This window comes from Okeania sp. SIO2C9 (genome assembly GCF_010672455.1).
Lineage (GTDB): Bacteria > Cyanobacteriota > Cyanobacteriia > Cyanobacteriales > Microcoleaceae > Okeania.
Genome location: NZ_JAAHGO010000138.1, coordinates 1 through 11893, shown reverse-complemented (window position 1 = coordinate 11893; position 11893 = coordinate 1). Strand labels below are relative to the sequence as shown.

The window sequence follows — 11893 nt, the reverse complement described above, 5'->3', positions numbered from 1 at the left end:
GAAAAGCACATGGGAACAATAGTACACCAGACCAACCTACAAATACGAAGCGATCGCGTTTCAGCCAGTCATCCAGGACATCAAATGGTCCTCGTTGACTCTGCGGGCGTCCGACTGCTACAGTCATAACTACTTTTATATCCTCTTGCTTTTATTAAAAAGTTTGCTTTCTTAAGCAAGTTAACATAAGTATATATAGGTTTAAGAAATTTTGCAATTATCTTCCGCAGTAAATTAAATTTATTTAAGCTTTACTTTAGATTTTAGATAAAAATATATTTTGGGTCTAAAAAATTTTAAAATTGAGAATTATAGTAGATATAGAGGATTTTTGACACTCCGTGGGATAAATCCGCGTGGATTCTTAAGGGTAACAAATTTAACAGGCTAAAGCCACATCAAATTTTACCCTTAATGGCATCGCCAAAGATGCCTCTAATCTGTCTGGGGTAAACCCATTCAGCTTACTTTTGACTCCAATATTTGCAGCACCATTACAGTCCGCATTTATCAATTTTCCTTGCTTAGTTTTATACAAACCACGTTGAATTCGTTGGCCACTAAAACTATATTCACTCGGGTTATCAGCATTGTCAACAGGTATTTTATCTCTATCTAAAAAACTAGCCTTGGAAGTATAAGACTCTTCAAGTTCAGTGTAAATTAACCCATACCTATCACACATAGCTTTTAGTTTGAATCTAAAAATGTTGTGTGGTATTTGCACAAACTTTTGATTTGTTTTTTTACCTAAATTGATACTTTGTTTTATTCCTGGATTTACACCTACAACAATAGTAGATATTTTGTTTTCTCTACACCAGTTAATTAAATATCTCGCTGCTTTATTCAGGTAATCTCTAATTTTATTGTTCCGATTTACTCTAATGCTAATTTGCTTTTTGGTTAAACCTTTGATGCCTTGTCTATCTTTTAATGACTCCAATCTAGAATTTTCCTTGTTGTACCACTGGTTGATTGATTTTAGCTTTCTACCGTCCAAAATGAACGATGACCCAGTATTTGATACACAAGTTGCTAGATTATCTAAACCAAGGTCTATTGCTAGTGCATTGTCAGATTTTACTACTTTCTGTGGTTCTTCTTCAGTAATAAATTCTACTTCAAAAAACCTCGCATCATATCTAGGAATTATCCGAACTTCCTTGAGATTTTTACCCATCAATCTTTGAGGAAAAGGGATTTTAACAGCACCATATTCAGTCTTAAATTTTCTTGACATTGGAATATTAAAATACCCATTTTTTACCTGAATTCGAGGTATGATTAAAGGAAAATATCCTGATTTTTTAAGGTATCTAGGTATTGGTATTTGTTCCCAACGATATAGACTTTCCTGAGCTTTCTGGATGAAGTTGAAAAATGATTTAAAAGACCTATCTACAACTTTTAAAGTTTGCTGTGCAATATCGGTTTGAAGTAGTTGATAATTTTCGTTATCCTTGCAGTAATGGTAATTTGACTCGTATCTGAGATATCTGCCCTCAGCAAAATAAAACTGTCGCACAGAGTAAAGTCCTACGTTGTACATATTCTTGGACAATCTGCACAATTGCTTTAAGGCTTTAAACTCCTGGCTAGACAGGTTTCTGATTTTGTTCTTTTGGGTCAGATACATAATTAACTTTCGCTGTATAATGCATATTATAGCGAAAATCACGCTTAAATGTCAACTTGACTACAGGTTAAAACCCTTCGAGTCGTTTCCATCCACCGCTTAAAAGACGGTGGTTTCCCAATTACCAAAAGTTTATGATGACTACTCAAACTTTGATAGGCGATCGCTTACTGCGTAAAGAAATTATAGGATCTCGTCGTCTCAGTAATTACTTCTGGGCTGTAATTGTTAGTATGGGAGGTATTGGTTTCCTCTTATCAGGGATATCTAGCTATCTCAAAGTTAATCTATTATTTGTTGCGGACCCTAGCCAGCTTACTTTTTTACCCCAGGGAATAGCTATGGGATTTTATGGTGTGCTTGGTACGCTTTATGGACTCTTTTTGTGGCTCAGTATTATTTGGGACGTTGGTGGTGGCTACAATGAGTATAACCAAGAAAAAGGCCAGGTGATAATTTTTCGCTGGGGATTTCCCGGTAAGAACCGTAAAGTAGAATTTACTTGTCCTACTGAAAATGTGCAATCTATTCAGGTAGATATTAAAGAAGGTCTCAATCCCCGTAGAGCTATATATCTTCGTCTCAAAGATAGTCGTAAAATACCTCTTACCCGTGTAGGTCAACCATTGGCCTTGTCAAAATTAGAAAATGAAGCGGCTCAACTGGCGAAGTTTCTTCAAGTCCCTTTGGAAGGATTATAGCAGAAGGAAGAAGGAAGAAGGAAGAAGGAAGAAGGAAGAAGGAAGAAGAAAGAAGGAAGAAGAAAGAAGGAACAGTCTTATTTTGTCTGAGTTTTAAACTTTTGAGATGTCCGCGCCCTTTCCTTCGACTGCTATATAATAGCAACGATCAAACAATAAATTGGAAAATGATGACTAAAATTAGCTATTTTCCCATCCTAGAAGCTACCTATCCCTATCATTTTTTTCCTTTATTTCTTCTTTCTTTACTCTTGTGCCATGACTAGACCGTACTTTATATAAGTTATTTAGATTTTAGACTTAACTTGGGATGATTCAGAATTTCCAGATTACTAGGGATAGGTACTCTTGCTCCCTTTGAAAGAGGGCAGGAAAAATCTATAAAATTAATATTGAATGTCTAAAGTCCACGATAATAATTTTAGTGAAAATGCAAAGAAAAATCAGCCAGTGGTTATTGTCATTAATCATAGTAGTAACTTTGTTGGTGACAGGATGTACTGCCACCTCTGTTCCTAATAAGGAAGTTTCGACCCTATCAAGTCAAACAACATTAGATGCTAAGTACAGCAGTTTACCTCAGCTCAAGGGTAAAGCAACAGTGGTGATGACTGTGAATTCCTCTCCTATAACTATAGAAGTAGACGGCATTAACGCACCTATTACAGCAGGTAACTTTATTGATTTAGTTCAAAAAGGGGTTTATGATGGGTTAGTATTTCACCGAGTAGTGCGCGAACCTCAACCTTTTGTGGTTCAGGGTGGCGACCCTCAAAGTAAAGACCTCAATATCTCCTTAAATAATTTAGGTACAGGAGGTTTTATAGACCCCACAACATCTAGTGAACGTTACATTCCTCTGGAAATTAAACCTCAAGATGCTTCAGCTCCAGTTTACAGTAACACTTTAGAAGAAGCTGGTATTGCGCAGACGCCTGTTTTACCTCATACAAGAGGAGCTGTAGCAATGGCTCGCTCTCAATTTCCTGACTCTGCTTCATCCCAATTTTATTTTACTTTAACTGACCTGCCTTTCTTGAATGGTAACTATGCAGTATTCGGGTATGTGACACAAGGGATGAAAGAAGTTGTTGATAATATTGAAGCTGGCGATCGCATTGAGTCAGCTAAAGTTGTTGAAGGTCTGGAAAATTTAACCATAAGCACTAGCAGCAAATCATAACTTAATTGTGGAAGTTGTAGTTACGGGTATCGGTCTCACTTCTGCCTTGGGGAATCTCCATCAAAGTTGGAAAAAACTGTTGGAGGGTAACTCTGCTATTAAGTTACATCAACCTTTTGCAGAATTACCTCCCTTACCTTTGGGTTTAATAAATTTTCAACCTGTTAATTTAACTCAGTTAACCAAGGAAGTCGTAGAAACTGCTGTCAAATCTTCAGGTTTAACACTGCCCCTACCTGAATGTGGTGTAGTCATCGGTTCTAGTCGTGGCTATCAAGGAATGCTGGAAAAGTTGGCAAAAAAGCAGCTTATTGGAGATGGTCAGCAAAACGATCTGGAAAAAGATGACACTTCATTTATTAATTTGTTGCCCCATCAACCTGCTATTTTTGCTGCGAGTCAGATAGGTGCAGAGGGGACTGTTCTTGCTCCAATGGCTGCTTGTGCGACGGGAATATGGGCGATCGCTCGTGCCGTAGAGTTAATTGAAACTGGTCAATGTCAACAGGTAATTGCGGGTGCTGTAGAATCTCCCATTACACCTCTGAGTATAGCAGGATTTAGAAAAATGGGAGCTTTGGCTCAAACAGGTGCTTATCCTTTTGACCGCAGTCGGGAAGGATTAGTTTTGGGTGAAGGAGCTGCTGTTTTTTTATTAGAGTCGGCTGAATTTGCACGGCAAAGATCGGCTAAAATTTATGGTGAAATTCGGGGTTTTGGTTTGACAAATGATGCCAGTCATGGTAATGCTCCAGACTTGAGTGGCAAAAGTGCAATGTTAGCGATCGCTCAATGTTTGGAAAGAAGTGGTTTATCTGCTGAAGATATTGACTATGTTCATGCTCACGGAACGGCAACTCAATTAAACGATCGCCACGAAGCTAATTTAATTGAGCAAATTTTTCCTCAGAAAGTAGCAGTTAGTTCGACAAAGGGAGCAACAGGTCATACATTGGGAGCATCTGGAGCATTGGGGGCAGCATTTTGTTTGATGGCGATCAAGCATCAAATTTTACCTCCCTGTGTGGGATTAAATGAGGCAGAATTTGATTTAGACTTGGTGAGTTATGCTCGTCAGTCTCAGGTGGAAAATGTTTTATGTTTGAGTTTTGGGTTTGGGGGGCAGAATGCTGCGTTAGTCTTAACTTCAGGAAATTGAATTTTCCAATCTGAGGAAGAACTAGAAAATTTTGATGCCTGGGTGATCGCTTTTACTACTCTGGCTGAAATCTTCGCGTTCTTTCAATTCAGGATTTTTCCGACAAATTATGTGGCTTGAAAAGCCTATCTCTTGTTTTTTTTCTGAGGCAGCTCTCACCAAACTCACTACCGTATGATCGGCTAGATTAACTGTTCGACTAATGCCTCTTCAACTACTAGATATCTCCAGAAAATAAACTTGTCCTTTGTTTAGAATAAGCAAGAGAAGTAAAAGTCACTTCCCTAAATCATTTTTCTTACTTTTTTCCTAAAAATTTCTTCCCTGTTGCCTGTTGCCTGTTGCCTGTTGCCTGTTGCCTGTTGCCTGTTGCCTGTTGCCTATTGCCTGTTGCCTGTTGCCTGTTGCCTGTTGCCTGTTGCATACTATGCGCAAAAAGTCTATATCTTTTTCGGAGATGTCTGATGTCTACTGCATCAACCTGTATAACCATAGGCATTTGTTCAGGTTGAATTTTTCTACTATAGTAGAGCTTGTCAAAAGTATCGGTGTTTGCGCAGCATTGCGCAGGAAAAGTTTGTAGGCATTCAGGACAATCATATCGTTGACTTCCAATACTTGTCTTTCCATGATACCTGAGCTTTCTGATGGCGACATTCCATGATGATTGAAAGTATTTAGCGGGACTTGAATATTTTTTAGGCTAAAAATGGCTTCAAACTCAATGGTAGCAAGGTATTCTCCTTGCTCTGGCTAAAAATGGCTCAAACCTAGATAGATCAATCAATAGACTATTTTGAAGTTAAAGCACTATATAGCAAGGGTTTAAAACTATTTTTAAGGCATTTTTTACTCAAGTCCCGTTAGGAACAATGATAATCTTATTATTCCCACACTTTCTAGATGCACTACCATTTCATTTTTCCTAGCTCTTTACTTGATGAATTTTGAAGGATTAAATTTGCGTTTGAGAGTTGAAATTGCACCTAGAGTACCAAGAGCTAGAATACTTAAGATACTTGTGCTTTCTGGTACATCTACAGCAACCTTAATTTCTTTAATCAGAAAATCGTCGTTGCGATCGCCAGTATAGAAATCGAACACTAAACCCTTGGCAGGGAATAGAGCATTGGTTCCATCACCAGCAAAGTCAACACCGTCACTGAAATCTACCTTGCGATCGGTACGACCGCGAAATCCTGCTCCAGGAAAACTCCGGAGTCTGTCATTTCCGAAAGTATCATTAATGTCTAAGTCAATACCATCAATGCCAAGATCGAATTCGTCATTTCTATCAGCAGCCTCAAAGATAGTGGATAATAGAGTCACTTCTTTATTAAAGGTAAAACGCAGGAATTCGTTTGGACCAGAAGCATCTAGTTGAGATGAGTCACGAGGATTTCCATTAAATACACCCAGACCTGGTTGCCCTCCACCTGTTTGGGAGACGAAAGCAGGGGCAATAAGATTGAAAGGAGCATTTGCACTAGCTCCACCAGAGTGAATCCCCGCAGTAACTGTCAATTCTAAGCCATCGCCTAGATCATAAAATAGTGAAGGCACATTTGGACCCGGTCCGGCAAAGTCTTGGCTTTTGATCAAGGTGATAGCATGAGAAGCTTCACTAATGCTTAGACCTACAGCAACTACACTGCTTGCTATCAGACTTTTATGTAAGTTATTCATGGAAAACTCCTATTAATTTGTTCTGAATTAAGAATAGCGAATGCTATCAAAATAAAGCAATAATAAATCACCATCTTTACTGAATCTTTATCAAATCAAAGATACATGAAGATATAAGCTATTCAAATGACCATAAAATCTAGTAAAATCGAGATAAATGATCTTAAATTTTATTTAAAAAACAACATTAAATCATAGACTAAAAAAGGGCAATTATTAATAAATAATAAAGCATAGAACATCTAAATCATATATCAAAAAAGAATGTGTTGTTGAAAAGGATATAGTGCGTGCAAAAATTGTAATTTTCAACTAAATTTTGATCGAAAAAAATGATGCTAATTAATCATTCAAATATACTAAATCCGTTTAACTACGGAAATACGTTGGACTTATAAGTAAAATTTATAGTAGGTTTTCAAAGATTCTGAAGATTTGTCTTCATTTAATCTTCACAAAACTTGACAAAACTTGGTGGCTAGTTAAAATTTTTAAAAAAAATATTGACATTATTTATATAAAATGGTATAAATTAAATCAAAATTGATTAATATTTTCTCAGCATTCATCTGGAATTGATAATGATGTAATCTATAAGGCCTAGTAGGGTACCTTAGGAACTTCATTAATTGATAATTGATAATTACCTCTGGTTAAAACCGTTACGGAATTGAATATAAGGAAATATTATTTCTTCTCTTGGTCGATGGTCGGCCAGCGAGGAGACCCGCTCTTATCAGAGCCGCTCCGAATGGCGCCATCCCACCCTTCGGGAAGCTACGCTAACGACCGCTTTTTTCCCTTTAAAAGGGGAGGTTTTAAACCAGAATTATTTAATTATTAATTATTAATTATTCGGTAACGCACCCCACTGGACTGACACATCTAAAATGGTGCGTTAGATGGGGAGATGGGGAGATGGGGAGATAGGGAGATAAAGACACCTAGAAACAAAAATAAGAGTGCACAGTTTTAGCTGTGTCAGTCTATACAAAATATGTGATTGCACTATGTTCATGCTCACGGAACGGCAACTCAATTAAACGATCGCCACGAAGCTAATTTAATTGAGCAAATTTTTCCTCACAAAGTGGCAGTTAGTTCGACAAAGGGAGCGACGGGTCATGCATTGGGAGCATCTGGAGCATTGGGTGCTGCATTTTGTTTGATGGCGATCGAGCATCAAATTTTACCTCCCTGTGTGGGATTAAATGAGGCAGAATTTGACTTAGACTTGGTTAGGTATAGTCGTGAGTCTCAGGTGGAAAATGTTTTATGTTTGAGTTTTGGGTTTGGTGGGCAAAATGCTGCGTTGGTGTTGAGTAGGGTGTAGCGCAGGATAAATTGCTCTAATTAAATAGTTTTTAATTATGAAACTTCCCAATGGAATTAAAGCGGAATTAGGCGATCAAATTGAAAGTTATTGTCTTAATTTTATATCAAATTGAATACCTATTATATAGTTTGGGCAGTAGGGGAGATTGAAGTCTAGATAGAATTATGAACATATATTTTATCTATCGCCGAATTCTATGTCATCCAAAAATTTCAATAACTATAACGTTGCAGTTCAGGGTCAGACCCCTCCTATACCAAAAATTTCAATAACTATAACGTTGCAGTTTAGGGTCAGACCCCTTCTATACCAAAAATTTCAATAACTATAACGTTGCAGTTTAGGGTCAGACCCCTTCTATACCAAAAATTTCAATAACTATAACGTTGCAGTTTAGGGTCAGACCCCTTCTAATACCAAAAATTTCAATAACTATAACGTTGCAGTTTAGGGTCAGACCCCTCCTATATGAAAAAAATCAGAAAACATTATTCTAGGAGTTTGATCTCCAAACCCTCATATAAAATCAGGTTGAACACTTAATTATTATTAATTCTATATTTGTGGGAGCTTGAATATTGAAGTCTGATCGAGAATCATGAACATATATTATTATATAACCGGATTCTATATTAATCATCAAAAAGGGAAAAATAAAGCTACCATTTTTCAACAAAAGCTAGGAATAACCTTAGAAAATGTAGAAATTTTAAAAAGTGCTATTAAAAGAGGTGCTATTAATGAATCGGTTATTATTCGTAAAGTAAATGAATATGGTACACACTATAATATAAGGTTATTTCTCAAGACTGATATAGGAGAATCTCTGATTTTAGTTGCCTGGATAATTCGTACAGGAGAAGATTTTCCGAGATTAACAAATTGTTATCCTGTTAGTAAGTGAGTTATGATTATGACTGAATTTCAAGAATTAGATATAGCTGCATTAACTGAGGATAGACAAAAAACTCATTTTGAAACAGGAAAATCTATTATTCTATATAGAGGACAAGTAGGAACAATTGTTGGGGAGGCTTCAAGGCGCGAATTATTTAATTATTAATTATTAATTATTAATTATTCGGTAACCACAACTACACCATTATCTGTTTTTCCTATTTCTCCTATATATTGCCGCCCTACTCTTATTGAGCGCGCTTGGTATAACTTTTTAAATTACATTTTGCAGCACAACAAGCAGACGTTGAATTTGTTTTTCCCAAGTCAAATCTTGCATAAAACTAACAGCAGCTTTGCTCCGAAGTTGAGCATCTTCTCGGTCAAAATAAACTTTTTCTAACATTTCTACTACTTCTTCAACATCAGATTCTCCCCAATCATCTACACCTGGAAACTGTGGAGTAGGTTTTACATAATTTTGATTATGTAAGGGATAACAATGAGAGTTATTAATAATATCTAAATGCCCAGTATTAGCAGAAATAATTGTTGGGATACCACAGGCAAGACTTTCCATTGCAACCAGATTTGTACCGCCTTCGCAGCGATTTGTAAATACAGCCACATCAGCTTCTCGTAATATTTGTCCTACCATATAGTTAGGAATCGGACCAACATCAATCACTGCATTGCTAGGAATGTCATTTTCTAATAACCATTCAGTAATTTGTAAACGTTTATTTTGACTAATTTTCGGTAATCCTACAACATTTCCAGTTTGTTCAATTCCCACCATGAATTGAGGCCAGAAATTATGCCAAGCTGTAATTAATAGTGCTTCTGGATAACGTTTTTGGAATATTTTAAAAGCTGCTATCACAATGTCTTGACCTTTGCGATATTCTAGCTTTCCACCAGAAAAAACAACAAAGCGATCGCTAAAAGTATTAGATTTAGGTGCTGGATGAAAAATGGTTTGGTCGATACCTTGTAAAACTTTTTGTACGGGTTTGATGCTATTGTTTTCTAGAATTTTGGTATTCCAGGTAGATCCGGTAATAATTAAATCATAAGCTTTGGAGCGATTAATTTGTTCTGAGGTAAATTGAGTATTTTCTGAGAAAATAATTCCAATATTTTTGGTTCCTACAATATTATTACTTACAGAAAAATTACTACCTAAGGCTTGTAAGATTGGTAAGTTGAGATTAATTTTTTTGCCTCGGTGATTTTTGAGTTGATTTTGCAAATTTTTCTGAGCATCAAAAGCTGGATTTAGTAAAGCTTGATGTAGGGGATTTAATATTCCAGGTTGAATAGAAGGAGGGATTAATAATAAAGGTTCATATCTGGGATTTTGAAGTAGTTGGAGAGTAAGATTAATACCATAAATACCCCAACCAGTCATCGGATTTAATGGCCAGCCAATAGTAATTATTTTCATTATTTCAGAAATTGAATTTTTGAGATTATTAGATTTTTTGGTATTACTATTAAGAGTTAAAACGGCAGTTTGAGGATGTGAAATTTTTTGACCAGTTACTAGAGTAGATAAAGTCTGAGATACTTGGGTACAAACTTCTTGCCAATTATCGGATTTACTCTGACGAAATAACCTCATTGTTGGATACCAAGGACTATCTTCGCGGTCTGTCAACCAGCGCCAGTCAGAATCAAAATTTAATATTACCCAAACAGGTTTACCTAATGCTCCTGCTAGGTGAGCAATAACTGTATCTATTGTAATTACTAAATCTAATTGTTTTATTGCTGCTGCTGTATCAGCTAAATTCTTAAAAGATGAACCTAAATTGTGTATTTGAGTTTGAGAATTCAACCATTCTAAATCTGTTGGAGATACTTCCTTTTGTAAAAGATAAAAATTAGTTTTATCTATACTGAGAATTTCTTGTAAATATTCAACTGGGCAAGAGCGTTTTTGGCTAGTGTTAGCGTTACTACTTGTTTGCCAACATATCCCTACTTTGAGATTTTTTTCAGGAGCAGGTGGGATGGCAAAATTGGTTAACTTTGGTACAGATAAATAAAGAATTTTAGCAGGTATAGTTTCTAAGGTAGTTCCTAAAATTCGAGGTAAACTCATTAATGGAGTTTGCAGGTGAAAATCTGGTAAAGTTTCACCTTTAACAAATAATTCATCAATTCCTGAGACAGTAGTAAATAATAATTTCAACTCAGCTTTATTACATTCAACAATTACCCGCCCTCCTAATTTTTTTACCAGAGGAATATAGCGGATAAATTGAATAGAATCTCCCAAACCTTGCTCAGTATAAACTAACAAAGTTTTGCCCTGAAAATTTGAGCCATCCCATAGAGCTTGAGAGAAACGAAGATTAATACCGATAAAATCTTTCCTTTGCCAGCGCCATTCATATTCATTAAATCCTTGAATAAAATTTCCTTGTTTCAGCAAGATACTTGCCAGACCAAAGTGAGCATTTGCATGATTTTTGTCTAATTTAACAGCTTGTTGATAATATTTTTGAGATTCTAAAAGCTTTCCTAGCTCTAAAAAGATAAAGCCTAGACCGTTATATGCTTCAGCATAATTTGGTTTAAGTTCAAGGGCTTTTTGATAATGTTTAATGGCTGCTTCTACCTGACCTTTATCTCTAAAAGTATGTCCTAGATTATACCATGCTTGAGCATAATGTGGTTGAAGTTCAATAGCTTTTTGATAATGTTTAATAGCTGCATCAATTTCCTGTTTATCTTGAAGTGCAACAGCTAAATAATTATGAGTTTGAGCATAATTAAGATTAACTTTTAATGACTCTTGATAATAAGCGATCGCCCGCTCTATTTCACCTGCTTGATAAGCACATAAACCCAAAAGTCCTAAAGCTCGAAAATTCTGGGGCTGCTTTTGAATAATATTTTGACAAATATTTGCTGTTTCTTGAAAGTTTCCCGACTTGTATTCTGCCAAAGCTTGTTTTATCTGAGCAGCGGTAAATTTTGTCTCCCTAATTTTTGGCATTTGCTCCGCAGAATAATCATGCACTAGGTATTTTTTTAAACTTTCCCCAACTTGCTCAAATACACTATTCCAATCTCCTATTTTAGCCTGTCTAAATAATCGCGCTGTCGGATACCAAGAACTATCATTTCTATCTAACATCCAGCGCCAGTCAGACACAAAAGGTAATAAAATCCAGACTGGTTTACCTAATGCTCCTGCCAAATGTGCCACTGCTGTATCTATACTAATTACTAAATCTAATTGTTTTATTGCTGCTGCTGTATCAGCTAAATCCTTAAAAGA

General features: G+C 36.2%; 9 protein-coding genes and 2 pseudogenes. 6 read left to right on the top strand and 5 right to left on the bottom strand.

The features are described 5' to 3' along the window. Together F6K23_RS38660 and F6K23_RS38655 are read right to left on the bottom strand one after the other, a co-directional pair. Positions 1-127: pseudogene (locus F6K23_RS38660) on the bottom strand (photosystem II D2 protein (photosystem q(a) protein)); the annotation flags it as partial. 252 nt (positions 128-379) lie between these two features. Further along, positions 380-1639, bottom strand: coding sequence for a transposase (locus tag F6K23_RS38655; protein WP_293166244.1), 1260 nt, complete (start codon positions 1637-1639; stop codon positions 380-382). Between the two features lie 137 nt (positions 1640-1776). On the opposite strand from F6K23_RS38655, the gene F6K23_RS38650 reads away from it, so the two are divergent. The 3 genes from F6K23_RS38650 to F6K23_RS38640 all read left to right on the top strand — a co-directional run bounded on the left by F6K23_RS38650 (position 1777) and on the right by F6K23_RS38640 (position 4682). Beyond that, positions 1777-2340, top strand: a complete 564-nt coding sequence (locus F6K23_RS38650; RefSeq protein WP_293166246.1) for a photosystem I assembly protein Ycf4 — start codon at positions 1777-1779, stop codon at positions 2338-2340. 430 nt (positions 2341-2770) lie between these two features. After that, positions 2771-3523, top strand: coding sequence for a peptidylprolyl isomerase (locus F6K23_RS38645; protein ID WP_293166242.1), 753 nt, complete (start codon positions 2771-2773; stop codon positions 3521-3523). A gap of 7 nt (positions 3524-3530) precedes the next feature. Continuing rightward, positions 3531-4682: a beta-ketoacyl-ACP synthase gene (locus F6K23_RS38640; RefSeq protein ID WP_293166240.1), complete on the top strand. Its 1152-nt coding sequence runs from the start codon at positions 3531-3533 to the stop codon at positions 4680-4682. Positions 4683-4980: 298 nt separating this feature from the next. Here the strand turns inward: F6K23_RS38640 and F6K23_RS38635 are convergent, their stop codons facing one another. Both F6K23_RS38635 and F6K23_RS38630 read right to left on the bottom strand, forming a co-directional pair. Continuing rightward, a complete protein-coding gene (locus tag F6K23_RS38635) occupies positions 4981-5181 on the bottom strand; it encodes a hypothetical protein (RefSeq protein WP_293166238.1) in 201 nt (66 codons plus the stop codon). Positions 5182-5615: 434 nt separating this feature from the next. Then, complete coding sequence (locus F6K23_RS38630; protein WP_293166236.1) at positions 5616-6368, bottom strand: PEP-CTERM sorting domain-containing protein; 753 nt, start codon at positions 6366-6368, stop codon at positions 5616-5618. Between the two features lie 1003 nt (positions 6369-7371). On the opposite strand from F6K23_RS38630, the pseudogene F6K23_RS38625 reads away from it, so the two are divergent. From F6K23_RS38625 to F6K23_RS38615, 3 genes and pseudogenes are all read left to right on the top strand, one after another. Then, positions 7372-7701: pseudogene (locus F6K23_RS38625) on the top strand (beta-ketoacyl-ACP synthase); the annotation flags it as partial. A 601-nt stretch (positions 7702-8302) separates the two neighbouring features. Then, positions 8303-8608, top strand: coding sequence for a DUF6883 domain-containing protein (locus tag F6K23_RS38620; protein WP_293166234.1), 306 nt, complete (start codon positions 8303-8305; stop codon positions 8606-8608). A gap of 9 nt (positions 8609-8617) precedes the next feature. Next, complete coding sequence (locus tag F6K23_RS38615) at positions 8618-8767, top strand: hypothetical protein (protein ID WP_293166232.1); 150 nt, start codon at positions 8618-8620, stop codon at positions 8765-8767. A 108-nt stretch (positions 8768-8875) separates the two neighbouring features. Here the strand turns inward: F6K23_RS38615 and F6K23_RS38610 are convergent. Then, positions 8876-11893, bottom strand: a 3018-nt coding sequence (locus F6K23_RS38610; RefSeq protein ID WP_293166231.1) for a tetratricopeptide repeat protein, incomplete at its 5' end; no start/stop codon positions are given.

Coding starts and splice junctions, on each gene's coding strand:
- F6K23_RS38620 (WP_293166234.1), top strand. CDS start 8,303: ATGAACATATATTATTATATAACCGGATTCTATATTAATCATCAAAAA.
- F6K23_RS38655 (WP_293166244.1), bottom strand. CDS start 1,639: ATGTATCTGACCCAAAAGAACAAAATCAGAAACCTGTCTAGCCAGGAG.
- F6K23_RS38645 (WP_293166242.1), top strand. CDS start 2,771: ATGCAAAGAAAAATCAGCCAGTGGTTATTGTCATTAATCATAGTAGTA.
- F6K23_RS38650 (WP_293166246.1), top strand. CDS start 1,777: ATGACTACTCAAACTTTGATAGGCGATCGCTTACTGCGTAAAGAAATT.
- F6K23_RS38635 (WP_293166238.1), bottom strand. CDS start 5,181: ATGCCTATGGTTATACAGGTTGATGCAGTAGACATCAGACATCTCCGA.
- F6K23_RS38630 (WP_293166236.1), bottom strand. CDS start 6,368: ATGAATAACTTACATAAAAGTCTGATAGCAAGCAGTGTAGTTGCTGTA.
- F6K23_RS38615 (WP_293166232.1), top strand. CDS start 8,618: ATGACTGAATTTCAAGAATTAGATATAGCTGCATTAACTGAGGATAGA.